Raw genomic sequence first — 20,194 nt, forward strand, 5'->3', positions numbered from 1 at the left:
CCTCACACGTCAGGACAGTTCCGGCGTCCGCAGCGTATTGGCGGTGGCGACCGCCCGCAGCACGGCGGCCGCCTTGTTGCGGCACTCGGTGTCCTCGCCGTGCGGGTCGGAGTCGGCGACCACGCCCGCGCCGGCCTGCACGTACGCGGTGCCGTCGCGCAGCACCGCGGTGCGGATCGCGATCGCGGTGTCCGAGTCCCCGGCGAAGTCCAGGTAGCCGACGCAGCCGCCGTACAGGCCGCGGCGGGTGGGCTCCAGCTCCTCGATGATCCGCATCGCCCGCGGCTTGGGCGCGCCGGAGAGGGTGCCGGCCGGGAAGCAGGCGGTCAGCACGTCGAAGGCGGTCCGCCCCGGGGCGACCGTGCCGGTCACCGTCGACACGATGTGCATCACGTGGCTGTAGCGCTCGATGTGCATGAAGTCGACCACCTCGACGCTGCCCGGCTCGCAGACCCGGCCGAGGTCGTTGCGGCCGAGGTCCACCAGCATCAGGTGCTCGGCCCGCTCCTTGGGGTCGGCGAGCAGCTCGGCGGCCAGCTCCGCGTCCTCCTGCGGGGTGTCGCCGCGGTGCCGGGTGCCGGCGATCGGGTGCAGCATCGCCTCGCCGTCGGTGACCTTGACCAGCGCCTCCGGGCTGGAGCCGACCACGTCGAAGCCGCCCTCGGCCCCGCCGTCCGGCCCGGGGAAGCGGAACAGGTACATGTACGGGCTGGGGTTGGTGGTGCGCAGCACCCGGTAGACGTCCAGCGCGGAGGCGGGGCAGGGCGCCTCGAAGCGCTGCGAGGGCACCACCTGGAAGGCCTCGCCGGCCCGGATCCGCTCCTTGATCGTCTCCACCGCGGCCCGGTACGGCTCGCCGCCGAACGGCGAGTGCACCTCGCCCGGGCCGGCCGGGGTGAAGGTGGCCAGGCCCGGGTCGACCGGCTTGGACAGCTCGGCCTCCATCGCGTCCAGCCGGGCCACCGCGTCCGCCCAGGCCTCGTCCGCGCCGCTGGCCAGGTCGTTGTGGTTGACGGCGTTGGCGATCAGCAGCACCGTGCCGTCGACGTGGTCGAGCACCGCGAGGTCGGTGGCGAGCAGCATGGTCAGCTCGGGCAGGCCCAGGTCGTCCGGGTTGAGGTCGGGCAGCTTCTCCAGCCGGCGGACGATGTCGTAGCCGAGGTAGCCGACCAGGCCGCCGGTGAGCGGGGGCAGGCCGTCGTCCTCCAGCCGCGGGGTGTGCAGCGCCTGGAGGGTGGCGCGCAGCACCTCCAGCGGGTCGCCCGCGGTGGGGATGCCGACCGGCGGGGTGCCGAGCCAGCGGGCCCCGCCGTCCGGGCCGACGGTCAGCGCGGCGGCGCTGCGCACCCCGACGAAGGAGTAGCGCGACCAGCTGCGGCCCTGCTCGGCGGACTCCAGCAGGAAGGTGCCGGGCCGCTCCTCGGCGAGGGTGCGGTAGAGGCCGATCGGGGTGAGACCGTCCGCGAGGAGCCTGCGGGTGACCGGGATGACCCGGGTGTCGACGGCGAGCTTGCGGAAGGCTTCGAGATCCATGACGGGCGGCACCTTCTTGAGTTCTTGAGTTCTTCGAGTGGACTGGGGTCAGGAGAGCGGGAGCACGTCGGCGTCGAAGCAGGTGCGGTCGCCGGTGTGGCAGGCCGCGCCGCTCTGGTCGACCCTGACCAGCAGGGTGTCGCCGTCGCAGTCCAGGGCCACCGACTTGACCGCCTGGACGTGGCCCGAGGTGTCGCCCTTCACCCAGTACTCACGGCGGCTGCGGCTCCAGTAGGTGCAGCGGCCCGTGGTGAGGGTGCGGTGCAGCGCCTCGTCGTCCATCCACCCGAGCATCAGCACCTCGCCGGTGTCGTACTGCTGGGCGATGGCCGGGACCAGCCCGTCCTCGGAGCGCTTGAGCCGCGCGGCGATCTCGGGGGCGAGGGCGGTGCTGCCGGGAGCGGCGGGTGTGGTGGACATGCGCCCCATTGTGTCAGCCCGCCCCGCCGCACCCGCCTCGCTCCCCCGCCGGAGCCGCTACGGGTGCAGCTGCCCGGTGAGCTTGGGGCCGCCCTGCTTGTTGCTGGCGGCCAGGGTGCAGGTGTAGTCGCGCCAGCCCTGCTGGTAGTTGGCCATCGCCGGGCCGAACTGGCGGCCGTAGTAGGTCTTTCCGTCGCCCTGGCGGGCCTTGGCGGCGGCTTCGACCTCCTTGCAGCCGTCGCGCATGGCGAGCGCCAGCGGGATGTCGCCGGTGATCCCGTCCGCGAGCTTGAGGTCGGCGATCACCTCGCCGTCGTGGTCCCCGGCGCAGGGACGCTCCTCGGGCTTGGTGATCACCGGGCTCAGCTGCGGGTGATCGAAGCAGGCGCCGACCGGGAAGAACGCGTACGGCGGCTGCGGCGTGGGCGTGGGGGTGGGTGTCGGCGTCTGGGTGGCCGTGGGAGTCGGCGTGGGCGGCGGCGGCGCGGCGGCCGGCTTCTTGTCGTCCGGCCACAGCACCGCGGTGGCCACCACCGCGAGCAGGACGACCAGCACGGCGGCAACGGTGAGGACCAGGCCGCGGGACGGGCGGGAGCCGACTGCGGACGGCGGCTGCTCGGAGGTCATGGCCACGAGGATGGCCCACCCGGCCCCCACCTGGCAGCCGCTTCGCCAAACTCGCCCCGTACGGGCGGCCCGCCGGGACCTGAAGGTCGGTAGACCCGCCATCCGAGACGGGCTCACCAACCGGCTGCACCCTGAAGTGACGCCGCAGGAAACCTATCCTGGATAGAGAAAATTCAAATAAAAGAAAATTGTTTCTTCCGCCTCCTTCCCACACAGGGGAAGGAGGCGGAAGAAACAAAGAATCCCCGAGAGAAAAGCTTCCCGCGCCTCGCTGCCTCGCCCGGACGGCGAGGCGGCGAGGCCCTTGCCCCACGCGGCCGGATGGAGGGCGAACCCGATGGTCGCGGCCTGTTGTGGCTCGGTGGCCAGCCGCGCGTAGCCGATCAGCCGCTGTTCACCGCGCCGGGTGACGGCGAGGCAGTACTCGGTGCGCGGGGTGGCGCGCGCGGAGTCGATGGAGCGGGCGGTGATCGCTTCGACCTGTTCACGGGTGCGGGGTTCGAAGCTGAGGTGCCGGGTGGCCCCAGGTTGGGGGCAACCCCTCACGAGTTCGAATCTCGTATCCTCCGCCTTCACGAAGGCCCCGACCGGTTCGCCGGCCGGGGCCTTCGTCGTTCCGCGATTGCCGTGCCGGGGCCCGGGGTCACGCCTCCGCGACGGCTTCGAGCGGCTTCAGGGCGGCTGCCCGGCGGGCCGGTACGGCGGCGGCGAGAGCGCCGACCGCGAGGGACAGCAGGCAGACGAGGAGCAGGGTCCCCCAGGGCAGCGCCAGGGAGTACTGCCTCACCGCGCCGTTGGCCAACGCTCCGACGGCCCAAGCGCCGAACAGGCCGCCGGCCAGGCCGAGCAGGGTGCCGAAGCCCGCGACGGTCACCGCTTCCAGGCGGATCATCCGCCGGACGCCCGCGCGGTCCATGCCGATGGCGCGCAGTACACCGATCTCGCGGGTTCGTTCGGCGACCGAGATGGCCAGGGTGTTCACGATGCCGAGCCCCGCGATCACGACGCCGATGGCGAGCAGCCCGTACATCAGGGTGAGCAGGTTGCCCATGGTGCCCGCGGCCTCGCGGACGAGTGCGGGCCGGTCCTGCACCTTCAGCAGCGGGTTGTTGCCGACGGCGGCACGCAACCGGTCCTCGGTGGCGGGGGAGACCGAGCCGGGGTCGGTGCGGACCAGGATCCGCTGGACGGAGTCCGGCAGGAAGCCGTCCTGCTGCACCTCGGCGCGGGCGCCGAGGGCGTCGTGGGCGGTGGGATTGTCCTGGTAGACGCCCACGACGGTGTACTTGGCGAAGGTCCGGCTCCGGCCGATGGTGGCGTCGACCTGGCTGCCGGTGCTCAGGCCGCTCTCCCGGGCGATGGTGCTGGAGACGGCGATCCGGCCGGGCCCGAGGTCCTTCGCGGAGCCGCTGAGGAAGTCGAGCCTCATGACGTCGTCCACGGAGTCGGGGTCGACACCGGAGATGTCACGGACCCGGCCGCCGATGAACAGGACGGAGTCCGCGACGGCGCTCGCGGCCCGCACCCCGGCGGTGTGGGCGACTCGCTGGACGGCGGCCGGGTCGACGCCGGTCGTGGTGGTGCGGGTGCTGATCACGTATTCGGCGCCGAGGCCGGCCGCGGCCTGACGGTCGAGCGCCTGCCCGGTGGAGTTGCCGATGACGGCGAGGCCGGTCACCAGCGCGGTGCTGACCAGCAGGGTGGCGGCGGTGGCGGCGGTGCGCCGCGGGTCGCGCAGCGCGTTCTGCTGTGCGAGGTGACCGGTGATCCCGGAACGGCCGGTCAGGCGGCCGATCAGCCGGATCGCCGGGACCACGAGTAGCGGCGCCAGCACGATCAGGGCGAGGACGAGGACGCCGCAGCCGAGCATCGCGCCGCGCAGGTTCCCCTCCGAGGCGTCCTTCGCGCCGGTGAGCGGGACGAGCAGGCCGACGCCCAGGGCGAGGAGGGCGAGCCCCGCGACGGCGCGGACGCGGAACCGGCCGGCGGGCGGCTGCTGCGCCGTACGCAACGCCTCGACGGGCGCGACGCGTGCGGCCTTGCGAGCAGGCAGCCAGGCGGCGAGCACGGTGACCCCCACCCCGACGCCGAGCGCCGCCAGGACGGGGCGCGGGCCGATGACCAGCGGGCCGTCGGGCAGCAGGTCCCCGCCGGTGCTCAGCAGGCCGGGCAGGACGGCGGCGATGCCGAGGCCGAGGACGAACCCGGCCGCCGAGGCGGCGAGCCCGACCAGGACGGCCTCCACGAGGACGGAGCGGACCACCTGGCGGCGTGAGGCTCCGATCGCCCGGAGCAACGCGATCTCCCGGGTGCGCCGGGTGACGAGCATGGTGAAGGTGTTGATGACCAGGAAGGACCCGATGAACAGCGCGATTCCGGCGAAGACCGTCGGCATCTTCTGGTAGCCCCGCGTCAGGGTGCCGACGTAGACCGCCTGCTGGGCGGCCCGGGCGGCGGCGGTGGTGACCTCGGCCCTGTCGGGCGGGAGCACGGTGGCGACCCGCCGGGCGAGTTCGGACTGGCCGGTGCCGGCCGCGGCGGACAGGTCGATCGCGGTGTAGTGGCCCGAAGTGGCGAACAGCCGCTGGGCGGTCGCCCGGTCGAACAGGACCAGGGTGCCGCCCGCGAGCACCCGGGTGTCCGTGGTGGTGACGATGCCGACGAGCCGCATGGTCATGGCCGGGCCGTCGGTGGCCAGCGTGACCGAGTCACCGATGTGCAGGTGCCCGGCGGCAGCGGTGCCGCTGTCCACGGCGATCTCGTCGCCGCCCCCCGGGGCACGGCCTGCGGCGAGGGGGTGGCGGCGGTCCTCGCCGTCGGGGCCGGGTACGTAGGCGGCGGCCGGGTTCGCGCCCGGCCTGACCCGCAACGGGGTACCGTCCGCCGCGTTCAGGGCGGCCCGGCCGTCGACGGACGGCCGCACGGCGGCGACACCGGGGACGGCGGCCAGTCGCCGGGCGAGCGCGTCGTCGAGGACGCTGTCCGGCTGGTCCGCGGCGGCCCCGGCCGGGGCCTGTCGTGCGGTGACGGTGACCGCGATGTCGGCGAAGTTCCTCGACGCGGCGGCGCGGTAGGCGGCCGCGGCCGAGTCCGCGAAGACGAGGGTGCCGCTGGCGAATGCGACACCCAGGCAGACCGCGAGGACGGTCATGGCCAGTCGGGCCTTGTGCGCCAGGACGTTGCGCACGGCTGTTCTCAGCATGGGTTCGGCTTCCGGGGGCGTGGGAGGGACGGGGCATGGGAGCGGCGGGGCGTGGGAGCGGCGGGGCGTGGGAGCGACGGGGATGTGCGGGCGCGGGTCAGCTGGTGCGGGCGCGGGTGTCGAAGCGCTTCATGACGTCGAGGACCCGGTCCGGGGTGGGGCGGGTCATCTCGTCGACAAGCCGTCCGTCGGAGAGGAACACCACGCGGTCGGCGTAGCCGGCGGCGACGGGGTCGTGGGTGACCATGACCACGGTCTGGCCGAGTTCGCGCACCGAGTCGCGCAGGAAGCCGAGGACCTCGGCGCCGGAGCGGGAGTCGAGGTTGCCGGTGGGCTCGTCGCCGAAGACGATCGCGGGCCGCGAAGCGAGGGCGCGGGCGACCGCGACGCGCTGCTGCTGACCGCCGGACAGCTGCGCGGGCCGGTGGTCGAGGCGCCCGGAGAGGCCGACCATGGAGACCACGCGGTCCAGCCACTGCCGGTCGGGGTGGCGGCCGGCGATGCTCAGCGGCAGCGTGATGTTCTCCAGCGCGGTCAGCGTCGGCAGCAGGTTGAACGCCTGGAAGACGAAGCCGATCCGGTCGCGGCGCAGCCGGGTCAGCGGCCGGTCGCGCAAGGAGCCCAGCTCGGTGGTGCCGATGCGGACGCCGCCGGAGGTGGGGGTGTCGAGCCCGGCGGCGCAGTGCATCAGAGTGGACTTGCCGCAGCCGGAGGGGCCCATGATCGCGGTGAACTCGCTCTCCCGGAAGCCGATGCTGACCCGGTCCAGGGCCACGACCCGGGTGTCGCCGCTGCCGTAGACCTTCGTCAGGTCGGTGGTGGCGGCCGCGATCCCGGGGGCCGGGTTCGGCGGGTACGGGGTGAGGGGGACGGTGGTCACGGGGGACTCCTCTTCGGTGCGGACGGTGCACTTCGAAGGGTGTCCGGGCGACGTATCGGGACCCGCGCCGGCGTGTATCGGCGTCCGCTCCGCTTCGTAGCGGTTCCGCGGAGCCGGGCGGTCAGGCCGGCAGGCGCAGAGTGGCGACGGCCCCACCGTCCGGGGCGTTGTCCAGGTGAAGCTCGGCACCGAGCAGCCGAGCCTGTCCGAGGGCAATGGTCAGGCCCAGGCCGTGGCCCGAACCGCGCCCGGCGGCGCCGGTGTGAAAGCGACGCGGGCCGTGGAGCAGCAGGTCCGCCGGGAAGCCGAGGCCGTGGTCGCGCACCACGACGGTGCGGCCCTCGACGGTGACCCGCACCGGGGCCCGTCCGTGGCGGTGGGCGTTGACGACGAGGTTGCTGACGATCCGTTCCAGGCGGCGCGGGTCGGTCTCCACGGTCGTCGCGTCCTCCGAGCGGTGCGCGTCCTCCGGGCCGTGCGCGGCGGCCGGGCCGTGCGCGGCGGCGACGGTGACCTCGGCGTCGAGGCCGGTGCGCGCCACGGCATCGGCGACGACCTCGCCGAGCGGAACCCTGGCGCGGACCGGCTGCTCGGCCCCGGCGTCCAGGCGGGAGATCTCGAGGAGGTCCTCGACCAGGGCGCACAGGTCGCGCACCCTGGCGCGGAGCAGGTCCTCGGTCTCGCCGGGCGGCAGCAGGTCGACGGTGGCCAGCAGGCCGCCGACGGGTGTGCGCAGCTCGTGGGCCACGTCCGCGGTGAACTGGCGCTCGGTGCGCAGCCGCCGTCCGAGGCTGTCGGCCATGAGGTCGACGGTGGCCGCGATGTCGGCGACCTCGTCGTTGCCCCCGGTGGGCCCGGTCCGGGCATCGAGGTCACCGGCGGAGATCCGGACCGCGGTTTCGGAGACCTGCCGCAGCCGACGGGCGACCAGCCCGGCGCCGTAGACGGCCAGAGGCGTGGCCGCCGCGAGCGCGACCAGCGACGCGACGGTCATGGTCAGGTCGAGCCGGTGCAGTCCGTAGAGTTGCGGGCCCGTGTTGACCCGGACGGCGAGGACCGGGCTGCCGGGGCCGGCGGTTCGCTGGGCGGCCCAGACGCTCGGCCCGAGGGGTCCGTAGACCCGCCCGTCGTGGACCGTGTGCCGGGCGTCGTCGGCCGGGTGGCGCAGCTCGGCGGGCAGCTCAGCCGGGTCGAGTTCGGCTCCGTCCGCCAGAGTTCCGGTGCGTCGGTAGACGTCCATGGCCGAGTACACGGCGTTGAAGGCCTGCGCCTCGGCCCGGCTCCGGATGTCGCGGGCGGTCCACAGGTGCACGAGCACGCCCACCGCCGCCACGACCAGGCAGGCCGTGGCCGCCGCCAGCGCGGCGATCTTCCACCGCAGGGACGCCCGGGCCGGCCGCGGCCGGCGGAACCCGCGCACCGGGCTCAGCGCCTGAACTTGTAGCCGAAGCCGCGGACCGTCTCGATCCGCTCCCGCCCCAGCTTCCTGCGCAGCCGCTGCACGCACAGGTCCACGACCCGGCTGTCGCCGTCCCAGCCGTAGTCCCAGACGTTGCGCAGCAGGGTGTGCCGCTCCAGAACCACGCCCGGGTGTGCGGCGAACTCCAGGAGCAGCTTCAGCTCGGTCGGGGTGAGCGCCACCGGTTCTCCGGCGACGGCCACCTCCAGTCCGGCGGTGTCGAGGCGCAGGTCCCCGAACACCAGCACCTCCCCGTCGGCGGGCGGCGCCCCGGCAGTGACGCGCTCGGGCTGAGAGGCGGCGGACGGCGTGTAGGTGGCCCGCCGCAGCAACGAGCGGATGCGTGCGACCAGCACGTAGGTGTCCACGGGCTTGACCACGTAGTCGTCCGCCCCGGCCTCCAGGCCGGCGACGACGTCGAGCCCGTCGCCACGGGCGGACATCATCAGGACGGGTACCAGGCTGGTCTCCCGGACTCTCCTGCACAGGCCGATCCCGTCCAGCCCAGGCAACATCACGTCGAGGATCAGCAGGTCGAAACTCCCGTCACGGAAGATCTCCAGCCCGCTCAGACCGTCGGCGGCGGCCGCCATCTCGTAGCCGTAACGTTCCAGCGCGACCGTGAAGGACCGGCGCATCAGATCGTCGTCCTCCACCAGCAGCACGCGGACCGGGCGCGAGGAAGCCCCAGCCGGGGCGGAAGATGACACGGGCGGATGGCTCCTGTTCGAACGGTCCGGTGACCAGCCGACTGCCCACGGGACGGCAGCCACAAGGGGACGATACGGCAGGCACCGAACACGCCCCCGGCGCGCGGCAGGGCCTGCGACGCCATTCCCACCCCCTCTCCTACGCGAAACCCCAGGTCATCCCAGGTGCAATCGGCCCGACCACCGAGGGGGCCGCCGTATTCCCGCACCCTGTCCGCCCCTTCGCAGGGACCGGCGCGCCCATTCGATGGACAACCAAGCGCTCCCTGATACCCACCCGATACAGAACCCCCGTCGGCCCCGGCGACACTCTCCCGACCACTACCCGGGAGGAGTCGGCCGGCTGCCCGACCGACGGCTCCGTGGTCTCGGTTGGGGCTTCCGTCCCGTCAGGGCTTTGATCCGCCCCACTTGCGCGGGGCGGCCGCACGCGTGGTGTCGGGCCCGTCGCGGTTGCGGGGCCGGGCCCGGGGTGCCTCAATGGCCGCGGCGGCGACCGCCGCCTGCGGGCGAGGAGGGCGGACATGCCACGGGTCGCGGTGAACGGGGTCGAGCTCTTCTACGAGGTGGGCGGGGACGGTGAGCCGCTGGTCCTGGTGCACGGCTCGTGGGGCGACCACGGCAGCTGGGCGCCGGTCCTGCCCGCCCTCGCGCAGAAGTTCCGGGTCCTCGCGGGCGGAGCCGGCGGTACCAGGAGCACAGCGAGACCTGCTCCAAGCGGTTTTCGGAGGGCCCGCATCCGAACGGGTCGGCGCTGCGCCGCAACCGACCGGGCCCGGTGGGCAGATGAGCCCATAGGCTTCCACCATGTCGAACCATGCCCTCGCCGAACGCCACCGGCTCGCCCAACTCCTCACCGCTGCCGGGCCGGACGCCCCCACCCTCTGTGAGGGGTGGACGACCCGGGATCTGGCCGCGCATCTGGTGGTCCGGGAGCGGCGGCCCGATGCGGCGGCGGGGATCCGGGTCGGGGCGCTGGCCGGCTGGACGCAGCGGGTGCAGGACGGGTACGCCGAGCGGCCGTACGAGGAGCTGGTGCGGCTGTTCCGGGCCGGGCCTCCGGTCTACTCGCCGTTCGCCCTGCCCGGCGCCGACGAGGCGGCGAACACCGTCGAGTACTTCGTCCACGCCGAGGACGTGCTGCGCGCGGCCGACGACTGGACCCCGCAGCCGGTCCCACCCGGCCGCGCCGAGGCCCTCTGGCGCCGTCTCCCCATGATCGCCCGCCTGGAGGCCGGCCGCCGCTCCCCCGTCCGGCTGGCGCTCGTCCACCCCGACGGCCGTTCCCTCACCGTCGGCCCCGCCGGCTCCCCCACCGTCCGCCTCACCGGCGAACCCGCCGAACTCGTGCTCTTCACCTACGGCCGCGGCGCCCTGACCACCCTCACCGTCGACGGCGACCCCGACGCCCTCGAAGCCCTCCGCCACGTCCTGCCGCTGCCTCCGAAGTAGCAGAGCAGCGGAAGCCGGTGTGGCCTCTCGGCATGCCGAGGGGCGACGCTCGCGGGCGGGACCGCGGGCGCGGGCGGTCAGCTTCCGGGGCGGCCCTTGGAGATGAAGAGCTGGACGGGGGTGTCCGTCGCCGTGGTGTGCCCGGGCAGGGGCGCGGAGTTGATGACCGAGCCGGCGGGCAGCTTCCAGTCGGTGAGTTCGTGGACCTCGTAGTGCAGTCCGGCCGCGTCGAGCAGCCGGGTGGCGGCGTCCCGGGTCAGGCCGGCGACCGGGGGGACGGTCACGGTCGTGGCGCCGGGTGCGGGCGGGGCGACGGGGGACGGGGTGCCTTTGGTCGCGGAAAGGGAGGAAGGGGAGGCGGAGGGGGACGGGGGCGCGGAGTGGACGGCCGGGGCCGGCGCGGTCCCGGCCGGGCGGTCGCCGCCGCCCGGCGATCCGGGCAGGAGCAGGGCCGCGCCCGTGGCGATGGCGGCCACCGCCGCCACGGCCGCGGCCCCGGTGAGGGCGGTGCGCCGGCGGACCGTGCGCCGGATTCCGGCGGCGTCGATCACGGGGGTGGCGGTGGTGTCGGCGAACGCGGTCATGGCGGCGAGGAGTTCCTTGTCGAAGTCGGAGTCGGGGTCGGGGCCTGGGGTGGGGACGGGGTCCTGGGGCGGGAAGCGGATCATCACGCACCTTCACGCGGGGTCGACGACGCGGACGGGGCGTCCTGCCGGGGCAGCGCGGCCCGCAGTTTCGCGAGCCCGCGGGAGAGTTGCGAGCGCACGGCGCCCGGGGAGATGTCGAGGGTCTGCGCGATCTCCCGGTCCCCCAGGTCGTGGAGGTAGTACAGGACGACCACGGTGCGCATCCCCATCGGCAGGGTGTGCAGCGCCGCGACGAGTTCGGCGCGCAGTTCCACCGACCGGTAGGCGTCGCGGGGATCGGGGTGTTCGACGGCGGGCTCCGGCGCGGGGCGTTCGCCCAAGCGGTGCAGGCGCCGCCAGCGGTCGTTGGCCAGGTTCACGAGGATCCGGCGCACGTACGCCTCGGGCACCTCGGCGCGCGCGACCCGCCGCCAGTGCCGGCAGGCCCGTTCCAGGGCCTCCTGTACGAGGTCCTCCGCGGTGTGGGCGTCCCCGGTGAGCACGTACGCCGTGCGGAACAGCGCGCCCGAACGCTGTTCCACGAACTCGACGAAGTCGATCCCGGGACTGCCCCTGCGCAGCCTCACCCGTGGCCTCACTCTCTGCCGCCGTCTTTTCCACCCTCTTGACGGCGCCCGCCCGCCGACTGCTGCACGGCGGGCGGGGAAGTGACGCGGCTCACAGCGGGCCCCGGCGGCCTCCCCCGGCTGCGGATGTCAGACCCCGGGTGCAGACTCGCAGGTGGCCGGGGTCCGACCCGGGCACGCCCGGCCGTCCCTCCGTCGAAGGGCACCCCGCACATGCTCACCACCGACTTCCCCATCGGCTCGCCCTGCTGGATCGACCTGGGCAGCCCGGACATCCCCGCCACCGCCGGGTTCTACAACCAGGTGTTCGGCTGGACGTTCCTGGAGATCCCCGGGACCGGCGGCTACGGGTTCGTCCAGCTGGACGGCAGGACCGTCGGCGCCATCGGCCACCTCGACCAGGGCGCGCGGTCCGCGTGGACGACGTACTTCCGCACCGCCGACGCGGACGCCACCGCCAAGGCGGCCGAGCAGGCCGGCGCCGGCGTCCGGGTGCCGCCGTCGGACGTCATGCAGGAGGGTCGGTTCGCCGCGCTCACCGACCCGCAGGGCGCCGATTTCGCCGTCTGGCAGGCGGGGAGCACCAAGGGGCTGGACGCGGTGTCCGAGGAGGGCGCCCTGGTCTGGGCCGAGCTGCACACCTCCGCCCCGGACGTCGCCTTCGCCTTCTACGAGAAGCTGTTCGGCTGGCGGGTGGAGAACTTCGAGCCGTCGCCGGGCATGAGCTACCGGGTGGTCTCCACCGCCGAGGGCGACCAGCAGGCGACCAGCTTCGGCGGCATCGCGCCGACCATGGCCCCGGCGCAGCCGTCCGCCTGGACGCCGTACTTCGCGACCGCGGACGTGGACGCGCGGGTGGCCAAGGCGACGGCGGCCGGTGGCTCGGTGCTGATGGGGCCCGAGAACGTGAAGAACGTCGGCCGGATCGCGTGGGTCGCGGACCCGAACGGCGCCCCCTTCGCGCTGATCAAGGGCGACCCGAACCAGGCCTGAGCGAAGGAACAACGGACACGGTGCCTGTTCGCGTTCGCAAAACGCGCTCGCGAACAAGCACCGCGAAGAACTCACCGCACCGGGTGCCCGGCCTCCCGCAGCGCGCCCTTGACCTCGCCGATCCGCAGGTCCCCGAAGTGGAACACGCTGGCGGCCAGCACCGCGTCCGCGCCCGCGTCGACGGCCGGCGCGAAGTCCGCGAGCTTGCCCGCGCCGCCGGAGGCGATCACCGGCACCGAGACGCTCTTGCGCACGGCCCGGATCAGCTCCAGGTCGTAGCCGTCCTTGGTGCCGTCCGCGTCCATCGAGTTGAGCAGGATCTCGCCCGCGCCCAGCTCGGCGGCGCGGCCCGCCCAGGCGACGGCGTCGAGCCCGGTGCCCTGCCGCCCGCCGTGGGTGGTGACCTCGAAGCCGGACTCGGTCTCCGTCCCGGGCGGGCAGCGCCGGGCGTCCACCGAGAGCACCAGGACCTGCCGCCCGAACCGCTGGGCGATCTCGCGGACCAGCTCCGGCCGGGCGATGGCCGCGGTGTTGACGCCGACCTTGTCGGCGCCGGCCCGCAGCAGCTTGTCGACGTCCTCGACGGCACGGATGCCGCCGCCCACCGTGAGCGGGATGAAGACCTGTTCGGCGGTGCGGCGGACCACGTCGTAGGTGGTCTCCCGGTCGCCGGAGGAGGCGGTGATGTCGAGGAAGGTCAGCTCGTCGGCGCCTTCGGCGTCGTAGAGCTTGGCCATCTCGACCGGGTCGCCGGCGTCGCGCAGGTTCTGGAAGTTGACGCCCTTGACCACCCGCCCGGCGTCCACGTCCAGGCAGGGGATGACACGTACTGCGAGGGTCACGGCTGTTCGCCTTCCACAACTTCCAGGGCTTCCGAGGCTTCCGGGACGTCCGAAACTTCCGGGGCGTCCGGGATTTCCGGGGCTTCCAGGGTCTTTGCCAGTCCGGACCGGTACGCGTCGAGTTCGACCTCGACCAGCATCCGGGAGTCGATCAGCCCGTCGACCACCACCATGGTGGCCACCGGGCGTGCGGCGTCGAAGAGTTCGCGGTGGGCGCGGCCCACCTCCTCGGCGTCGCGGACGTGGGTGATGTACATCCGGGTGCGGACCACGTCGTCGGTGGTCAGACCGTACGCGGCCAGGGCGGTGAGCCCGACGCCGAACGCGGCGAGGGTCTGCCGGTACGGGTCGCCCTCGTGCTCGATCCGGCCGTCCACCCAGGCGGTGGAGCCGGCCACGTGCACGTGGTCGCCCGCGGCGACGGCCCGGGAGTAGCCGAACTCGTCCTCCCAGGGGGAGAATCCGCCGACCCGACCGGCGACGACCCGACCGGCCACGACCTGCCCGGTCTCGCCCCGACCGGCTACGACCTGCCCGCGTACGATCCGACCGTCCGTCATCCTGAAACCGCCTCCAGGGCCTCTTCGAGGGTGAACTTCTGCTCGTAGAGTGCCTTGCCCACGATGGCGCCCTCGACACCCTCGCCCACGAGCGAGGCGATCGCGCGCAGGTCGTCGAGCGAGGAGACGCCGCCGGAGGCGACCACGGGCCGGTCGGTCGCGGCGCAGACGTCGCGCAGCAGCTGGAGGTTGGGGCCGGTCAGGGTGCCGTCCCGGTTGACGTCGGTGACGACGTAGCGGGCGCAGCCCTCCGCGTTCAGCCGGGCCAGCACGTCGAAGAGCTGGCCGCCGTCGCGGGTCCAGCCGCGGCCGCGCAGGGTGGTGCCGACCACGTCCAGGCCGACGGCGATCTTGTCGCCGTGCTCGGCGATGGCCTTGGCGACCCACTCGGGGGCCTCCAGGGCGGCGGTGCCGAGGTTGACCCGGGTGCAGCCGGTGGCGAGCGCGCGGGCGAGCGACTCGTCGTCGCGGATGCCGCCGGACAGCTCGACCTTGACGTCCAGCTGTCCGGTGACCTCGCGCAGCAGCTCGTAGTTGCTGCCGGTGCCGAAGGCGGCGTCGAGGTCGACCAGGTGCAGCCACTCGGCGCCGGCGTTCTGCCAGGCGAGGGCGGCGGCGAGCGGCTCGCCGAAGGAGGTCTCGGTGCCGGAGGCGCCCTTGACCAGGCGGACGGCCTGGCCGTCACGGACGTCGACGGCGGGCAGCAGTTCGAGGCTCATCAGAGATCCAACTCTCAGAAAGTCAGAGGGTGTTGACCCAGTTGGTCAGCAGGGCGGCGCCGGCGTCGCCGGACTTCTCGGGGTGGAACTGGGTGGCCCACAGCGGGCCGTTCTCGACGGCCGCGACGAACGGCTGCCCGTGGGTGGCCCAGGTGACCAGCGGCGGGTTGATCCGCGCGCTGTGGGTCTCCAGCTCCCAGTGCCGCACCCCGTAGGAGTGCACGAAGTAGAAGCGGGTCTCCGGGTCGAGGCCGGCGAACATCCGGCTGCCCTCGGGGACGTCCACGGTGTTCCAGCCCATGTGCGGGACGACGGGGGCCTCCAGCGGCTCGACGACGCCCGGCCACTCGTCGCAGCCGGCCGTCTCCACGCCGTGCTCGACCCCCTTCTCGAAGAGGATCTGCATGCCGACGCAGATGCCCATGACCGGTCGGCCCCCGGCGAGCCGGCGGCCGATGATCCAGTCCCCGCGGACGGACTTGAGCCCGCGCATGCAGGCCTCGTAGGCGCCCACGCCGGGGACGAGCAGGCCGTCCGCGGCCATCGCGGTGTCGTAGTCGGAGCTGACCGTGACGTCCGCCCCGGTCCGCTCCAGGGCGCGCTGCGCGGAGCGGAGGTTGCCGGAGCCGTAGTCGAGGACGACGACGTTCTTGCCCATGTTCAGGTGTCCAGTCTCTCTACGGCGGGTGTTACAGGCGCATGAGGCCGGAGGCCAGGCACATCACGGCGCCGAAGGCCAGCACCAGGATGACGCTCTTCGACTGCTTCTGCTTCCAGAAGGAGATGACTCCGCCGGCCAGGAAGAGGCCGACGAAGATGAGGATCATCGCAGTATTGCTCACAGCGCACCCTTGGTGGACGGGAGGATTCCGGCCGCGCGCGGGTCGCGCTCGGCGGCGTAGCGCAGCGCCCGGGCCAGCGCCTTGAACTGGCACTCCACGATGTGGTGCGCGTTGCGCCCGTACGGCACGTGGACGTGCAGCGCGATCTGCGCCTGGGCCACGAAGGACTCCAGGATGTGCCGGGTCATCGTGGTGTCGTACGAGCCGATCATCGGGGCGATGCCCTCGGGCTCGGTGTGCACCAGGTACGGCCGGCCGGAGAGGTCCACGGTGACCTGGGCGAGCGACTCGTCCAGCGGCACCGTGCAGTTGCCGAAGCGGTAGATGCCCACCTTGTCGCCGAGCGCCTGCTTGAAGGCGGCGCCGAGCGCGAGGGCGGTGTCCTCGATGGTGTGGTGGGTGTCGATGTGCAGGTCGCCGTCGGTCTTGACGGTGAGGTCGAACAGGCCGTGCCGGCCGAGCTGGTCGAGCATGTGGTCGTAGAAGCCGACGCCGGTGGAGATGTCGGTCCTCCCGGTGCCGTCGAGGTCTATCTCGACCAGGACCGAGGTCTCCTTGGTGGTGCGCTCGACGCGTCCGATGCGGGACATGGGGTTAGAGCTCCTTGATCACAGAACGGACGGCGTCCAGGAAGGCGTCGTTCTCGGCGGGCGTGCCAGCGGTGACGCGCAGCCACCCGGGGACACCGTTGTCACGGACCAGGACGCCCTGGTCGAGGATGGCCTGCCACACCGCGTGGGTGTCGGCGAAGCGGCCGAACTGGACGAAGTTGGCGTCCGAGTCGGTGACCTCCAGGCCCATCCCCCGCAGCGCGTCGACCAGCCGGTCGCGCTCCTGCTTGAGCCGCCCGACGTACCCGAGCAGGGTGTCGGTGTGCTCCAGGCAGGCCAGCGCGGTGGCCTGGGTGACGGCCGACAGGTGGTACGGCAGGCGCACCAGCTGGACGGCGTCCACCACGGCCGGGTCGGCGGCCAGGTAGCCCAGGCGCAGCCCGGCCGCGCCGAAGGCCTTGGACATGGTGCGGCTGACCACCAGGTTGGGGCGGCCCTCGATCAGCGGCAGCAGCGAGGCGCGGTGCGAGAACTCGACGTACGCCTCGTCCACCACCACCAGGCTGGGCCGGGCGGCCTGCGCGGCCTCGTACAGCCGCAGCACGGTGTCGGCGTCCACGGCGGTGCCGGTCGGGTTGTTGGGCGAGCAGATGAACACCACGTTCGGCCGGTGCTCCGCGATGGCGGTGACGGCGGCGTCCACGTCGATGGTGAAGTCGTCGTTGCGCGGGCCGGAGATCCAGGCGGTGCCGGTGCCCCGGGAGATCAGCGCGTGCATCGAGTACGAGGGCTCGAAGCCGAGCGCGCTGCGGCCGGGGCCGCCGAAGGTCTGCAGCAGCTGCTGGAGCACCTCGTTGGAGCCGTTGGCGGCCCAGACCTGCTCCCGGGCGACCGGGAAGCCGGTGGTCTTCCCGAGGTACGCGGCGAGGCCCTCGCGCAGCTCGACCGCGTCCCGGTCGGGGTAGCGGTTCAGCCCGCGGGCGGCCTCGGCGACGCGCTCGGCGATCCGGGCGACCAGCTCCTCGGGCAGCGGGTACGGGTTCTCGTTGGTGTTCAGCTGGACGGGCACGTCCAGCTGCGGCGCGCCGTACGGGGACTGGCCGCGCAGCTCGTCCCGGATCGGGAGGTCGTCGATACGAGTCATGGCGGTCACGCTCCCGGCACCGTCCAATCGCTGTGCCAGTTCTGTTCGTCTCCGACAAAACGTGCCTTGATGGCGTCCCCGTGCCCCGGCAGGTCCTCGGCGTTCGCCAGGTTGACCACGTGCGCGGCGACGTCCGCCAGCGCCTCCCGGTCGTACTCGACGACCTGGACGCCGCGCAGGAAGGTCTGCACCGACAGCCCGGAGGAGTGGCAGGCGCAGCCGCCGGTCGGCAGCACGTGGTTGGAGCCGGCCGCGTAGTCGCCCAGCGAGACCGGGGTCCAGCGGCCGATGAAGATGGCGCCGGCGTTGACCACCCGGGCGGCCACCGCGTGGGCGTCGCGGGTCTGGATCTCCAGGTGCTCGGCCGCGTACGCGTTGACCACGGCGAGGCCCTGCTCCAGGTCGTCGACCAGGATGATGCCGGACTGCCGGCCGCCGAGCGCCTCGGCCACCCGCTCGCCGTGCTTGGTCCGCGCGACCTGTACGGCCAGCTCGGCCTCGACCGCGTCGGCGAGCGCCGGGGAGTCGGTGACCAGCACCGAGCCGGAGGTCGGGCCGTGCTCGGCCTGGCTGATCAGGTCGGCGGCGACGTCGGACGGCAGCGCGCTGTCGTCGGCGAGGACGGCGATCTCGGTCGGGCCGGCCTCGGAGTCGATGCCGATCCGGCCGGCGAAGTAGCGCTTGGCGGCGGCGACGTAGATGTTGCCGGGGCCGGTGACCACGTTCACCGGCGCGCACTCCTCGGTGCCGAGGGCGAACATCGCGACCGCCTGGGCGCCGCCGACGGAGTAGACCTCGTCCACGCCGAGCAGCGCGCAGGCCGCCAGGATGGCCGGGTGGACGCTCCCCCCGAACTCCTTCTGCGGCGGCGAGGTGACGGCGATGCCCCGGACGCCCGCCTCCTGGGCCGGCACCACGTTCATCACCACGGAGGACGGGTAGACCGCCAGCCCGCCCGGCACGTACAGGCCGACCCGCTCGACCGGCACCCAGCGCTGGGTGACCGTGCCGCCCGGCACCACCTGGGTGGTGTGCCCGGTGCGGCGCTGGTCGGCGTGCACGGCGCGGGCCCGGCGGATCGACTCCTCCAGGGCGGCCCGGACCTTCGGGTCCAGCGTCTCCAGGGCCTCGGTCAGCTGCTCGGCCGGGACCCGGGTCGACTCCAGCCGGACGCCGTCGAAGCGTTCGGTGATCTCGATCAGCGCCGCGACCCCGCGATGGCGTACGTCCTCGGCGATCGGCCGCACCTTCTCCAGGGCGGCCGCGACGTCGAACTCGGCACGGGGCAGCAGGTCACGCGGGTCGTCCAGCGAGCCGCGGAGGTCGATTCGAGAGATCACGCCACCCAGTGTAAGGAGTGGCCGGAACCGCTGGTCCCGCATTTCAGTCCGTGATACGAAAGGCGAGACGACCGGGGGGGACGGGGAAAACCATGGCGGAGCGCGCTCCAGAGGGCTGGACGGACACGGAACGCGCGCTCTGGGAGGCCTACCGCCAGGGCGAGATCCTGGACCTCCGCAGTGGCGAAGCCAACACCGACGACCCCTTCGGCGACGCCCCCTGGGGCCCCGACCGCACCGTCCGCGCCGAGGTGCTCGCCCACCTGCTGCTGGTAGGACCGGAGCCCGCCCCCGGGCGGGTCGCCTCGCTGCGGTTCAGCGGCGTCCTGGTCACCGGCGCGCTCAACCTGGCCGGGGGCGCCATCGACGACTACGTCGAGCTGCACGACTGCCGCTTCGCGCACAAGATCCTCATCTCCGAGGCGGCGGCCTCCACGCTGCGCTTCGTGAACTGCCTGATCCCCCGGCTGGAGGCCTCCCGGCTCTCCACCACCGGCGACCTCCACCTCGCCCGCTGCCGCGTCCCCGACGGCATCCGGCTCACCGACGCCCGGATCGGCACCGACCTGCTGCTCAACCAGACCGTCGTCGGCGGCGACCGCCACGGCCGTGCCGTCTCCGCCGACGGGATCACCGTCAACCAGGACTTCGAGGCCGAACGCCTGGAGACCCGGGGCGAGCTGAGCGTGCGCACCGCCCGGATAGGCGGCCGGCTCTCGCTGCGCGGCGCCCAGCTGCGCGCCGACCGGCGGCACAACCCCACCTGCCTCAACGCCGTGCGGGTCACCGTCGGCCACACCCTCTACCTGACCGGCTCCGCCGACCTCGGCTGGGTCGGCTCCCGCGGCTACTACGGCTCCGGCTACGGCGAGAACCCGCCGCCCGACGGGCCCGTCACCCCGTTCCGCGCCTTCGGCCGGGTACGGCTGTCCGACAGCCGCTTCGACGGCGCCTGCCTGGTCTCCGGCGAGTTCCACCTGGAGGACGAGGACGAGCTCTCACTGCGCCGCATCCACACCCCGGAGCTGCGCTTCACCTGCAAGGTCCGCCCGACCGGCACCGTCTCGCTCTCCCGGGCCCGGGTCGGCAACCTGGTCGACACCCCGGAGGCCTGGCCGCTCGGCAAGCACCTGGGCCTCACCGGCTTCGTCTACGAGAACCTGCGCCCGGTCGGCGCCTTCCCCGTCCAGCAGCGGATCGCCTGGCTGGAGGGCTCCTCGGTGGACTTCCAGCCCGAGTCCTACGAGCAGCTCGCGGCCGCCCTGCGCCGCGACGGCGCCGACGACGACGCCCGCGAGGTGCTGTACGCCAAGCAGCGCCGGCGCCGCCGCACCCTGCCGCTGCCGGCCCGGGTCTGGGGCGCCGTCCAGGACGCGACCGTCGGCTACGGCTACCGCCCGGGCCGGGCGGGCCTGTGGCTGCTGCTCGCCTGGATCCTCGGCAGCCTCTGGTTCGCCACCCACCCGCTGGATCCGCTCAAGGCCGACGAGCGCCCGCACTGGAACCCGGTGCTGTACACCCTCAACCAGCTGCTGCCGATCGTGGACCTCAACCAGGGCGGCTGGAACCCCGGCGGCCTCACCCAGTGGATCTCCGCCGGGCTGGTCGTGGTCGGCTGGCTGCTCGCCTCCACGGTCGTGGCCGGCGCCACGCGGATGCTCCAGCGCGGTTGAGCCCTCCGGTGGACGGGCCCGGCGAGCGGCTGGG

At 73.5% G+C, this 20,194-nt stretch carries 21 protein-coding genes; 3 read left to right on the forward strand and 18 right to left on the reverse strand.

The window, feature by feature from the left end:
• Positions 1-9 precede the first annotated feature (9 nt).
• The 8 genes from ACFCY1_RS08280 to cseB form a co-directional block, all read right to left on the reverse strand.
• Positions 10-1,533 carry an anthranilate synthase component I gene (locus ACFCY1_RS08280; protein ID WP_049650355.1) on the reverse strand — a complete coding sequence of 508 codons (1,524 nt, stop codon included), beginning with the start codon at positions 1,531-1,533 and terminating at the stop codon, positions 10-12.
• A gap of 48 nt (positions 1,534-1,581) precedes the next feature.
• Positions 1,582-1,953: a phosphoribosyl-AMP cyclohydrolase gene (gene hisI / locus ACFCY1_RS08285; RefSeq protein WP_074000946.1), complete on the reverse strand. Its 372-nt coding sequence runs from the start codon at positions 1,951-1,953 to the stop codon at positions 1,582-1,584.
• A gap of 57 nt (positions 1,954-2,010) precedes the next feature.
• Complete coding sequence (locus ACFCY1_RS08290; protein WP_375873972.1) at positions 2,011-2,580, reverse strand: hypothetical protein; 570 nt, start codon at positions 2,578-2,580, stop codon at positions 2,011-2,013.
• 153 nt (positions 2,581-2,733) lie between these two features.
• On the reverse strand, positions 2,734-3,156 hold the full coding sequence (locus ACFCY1_RS08295; protein ID WP_375873973.1) for a GNAT family N-acetyltransferase: 423 nt from the start codon (positions 3,154-3,156) through the stop codon (positions 2,734-2,736).
• Positions 3,157-3,223: 67 nt separating this feature from the next.
• Complete coding sequence (locus tag ACFCY1_RS08300; protein WP_375873974.1) at positions 3,224-5,782, reverse strand: ABC transporter permease; 2,559 nt, start codon at positions 5,780-5,782, stop codon at positions 3,224-3,226.
• 97 nt (positions 5,783-5,879) lie between these two features.
• Positions 5,880-6,662, reverse strand: coding sequence for an ABC transporter ATP-binding protein (locus ACFCY1_RS08305; protein ID WP_241852722.1), 783 nt, complete (start codon positions 6,660-6,662; stop codon positions 5,880-5,882).
• Between the two features lie 121 nt (positions 6,663-6,783).
• Positions 6,784-8,082 carry an ATP-binding protein gene (locus tag ACFCY1_RS08310; protein ID WP_375873975.1) on the reverse strand — a complete coding sequence of 433 codons (1,299 nt, stop codon included), beginning with the start codon at positions 8,080-8,082 and terminating at the stop codon, positions 6,784-6,786.
• Positions 8,083-8,087: 5 nt separating this feature from the next.
• Positions 8,088-8,759 carry a two-component system response regulator CseB gene (cseB, locus tag ACFCY1_RS08315; protein WP_234348271.1) on the reverse strand — a complete coding sequence of 224 codons (672 nt, stop codon included), beginning with the start codon at positions 8,757-8,759 and terminating at the stop codon, positions 8,088-8,090.
• An 879-nt stretch (positions 8,760-9,638) separates the two neighbouring features.
• Between cseB and ACFCY1_RS08320 the strand changes: the two genes are divergently transcribed.
• Positions 9,639-10,283, forward strand: a complete 645-nt coding sequence (locus ACFCY1_RS08320) for a TIGR03085 family metal-binding protein (protein ID WP_375873976.1) — start codon at positions 9,639-9,641, stop codon at positions 10,281-10,283.
• Positions 10,284-10,360: 77 nt separating this feature from the next.
• Here the strand turns inward: ACFCY1_RS08320 and ACFCY1_RS08325 are convergent, their stop codons facing one another.
• Positions 10,361-10,951: a PASTA domain-containing protein gene (locus ACFCY1_RS08325; RefSeq protein ID WP_375873977.1), complete on the reverse strand. Its 591-nt coding sequence runs from the start codon at positions 10,949-10,951 to the stop codon at positions 10,361-10,363.
• Positions 10,951-11,490, reverse strand: coding sequence for a SigE family RNA polymerase sigma factor (locus ACFCY1_RS08330; protein WP_375874014.1), 540 nt, complete (start codon positions 11,488-11,490; stop codon positions 10,951-10,953). The genes ACFCY1_RS08325 and ACFCY1_RS08330 overlap by 1 nt, the downstream gene beginning before the upstream one ends.
• 219 nt (positions 11,491-11,709) lie before the next feature.
• On the opposite strand from ACFCY1_RS08330, the gene ACFCY1_RS08335 reads away from it, so the two are divergent.
• Positions 11,710-12,489 (forward strand): VOC family protein, encoded by a 780-nt coding sequence (locus ACFCY1_RS08335; RefSeq protein ID WP_375873978.1) that lies wholly within the window; start codon positions 11,710-11,712, stop codon positions 12,487-12,489.
• Positions 12,490-12,560: 71 nt separating this feature from the next.
• Here ACFCY1_RS08335 and hisF read toward each other — a convergent pair whose 3' ends face one another.
• Genes hisF through hisD form a run of 8 tightly spaced genes read right to left on the reverse strand, consistent with a single transcriptional unit; the run spans position 12,561 to position 18,487 of the window.
• Positions 12,561-13,331, reverse strand: a complete 771-nt coding sequence (hisF, locus tag ACFCY1_RS08340) for an imidazole glycerol phosphate synthase subunit HisF (protein WP_049650364.1) — start codon at positions 13,329-13,331, stop codon at positions 12,561-12,563.
• Entirely contained in the window at positions 13,328-13,891 is a 564-nt protein-coding gene (locus tag ACFCY1_RS08345; RefSeq protein WP_375873979.1) for a RidA family protein, read from the reverse strand. The genes hisF and ACFCY1_RS08345 overlap by 4 nt, the downstream gene beginning before the upstream one ends.
• Positions 13,888-14,613, reverse strand: coding sequence for a bifunctional 1-(5-phosphoribosyl)-5-((5-phosphoribosylamino)methylideneamino)imidazole-4-carboxamide isomerase/phosphoribosylanthranilate isomerase PriA (gene priA / locus ACFCY1_RS08350; protein WP_107086387.1), 726 nt, complete (start codon positions 14,611-14,613; stop codon positions 13,888-13,890). The genes ACFCY1_RS08345 and priA overlap by 4 nt, the downstream gene beginning before the upstream one ends.
• Before the next feature lie 19 nt (positions 14,614-14,632).
• A complete protein-coding gene (gene hisH / locus ACFCY1_RS08355; protein ID WP_049650366.1) occupies positions 14,633-15,268 on the reverse strand; it encodes an imidazole glycerol phosphate synthase subunit HisH in 636 nt (211 codons plus the stop codon).
• Between the two features lie 31 nt (positions 15,269-15,299).
• A complete protein-coding gene (locus ACFCY1_RS08360; RefSeq protein WP_049650367.1) occupies positions 15,300-15,437 on the reverse strand; it encodes a hypothetical protein in 138 nt (45 codons plus the stop codon).
• An 11-nt stretch (positions 15,438-15,448) separates the two neighbouring features.
• Positions 15,449-16,042: an imidazoleglycerol-phosphate dehydratase HisB gene (hisB, locus tag ACFCY1_RS08365; RefSeq protein WP_049650368.1), complete on the reverse strand. Its 594-nt coding sequence runs from the start codon at positions 16,040-16,042 to the stop codon at positions 15,449-15,451.
• 4 nt (positions 16,043-16,046) lie between these two features.
• Positions 16,047-17,147 carry a histidinol-phosphate transaminase gene (locus ACFCY1_RS08370; protein WP_049650381.1) on the reverse strand — a complete coding sequence of 367 codons (1,101 nt, stop codon included), beginning with the start codon at positions 17,145-17,147 and terminating at the stop codon, positions 16,047-16,049.
• Between the two features lie 5 nt (positions 17,148-17,152).
• Positions 17,153-18,487 carry a histidinol dehydrogenase gene (gene hisD / locus ACFCY1_RS08375; RefSeq protein WP_375873980.1) on the reverse strand — a complete coding sequence of 445 codons (1,335 nt, stop codon included), beginning with the start codon at positions 18,485-18,487 and terminating at the stop codon, positions 17,153-17,155.
• Between the two features lie 92 nt (positions 18,488-18,579).
• On the opposite strand from hisD, the gene ACFCY1_RS08380 reads away from it, so the two are divergent.
• Complete coding sequence (locus tag ACFCY1_RS08380; RefSeq protein ID WP_049650370.1) at positions 18,580-20,160, forward strand: hypothetical protein; 1,581 nt, start codon at positions 18,580-18,582, stop codon at positions 20,158-20,160.
• Positions 20,161-20,194 lie beyond the last annotated feature (34 nt).

Source organism: Kitasatospora sp. NPDC056273, from assembly GCF_042268845.1.
Classification (GTDB): domain Bacteria; phylum Actinomycetota; class Actinomycetes; order Streptomycetales; family Streptomycetaceae; genus Kitasatospora.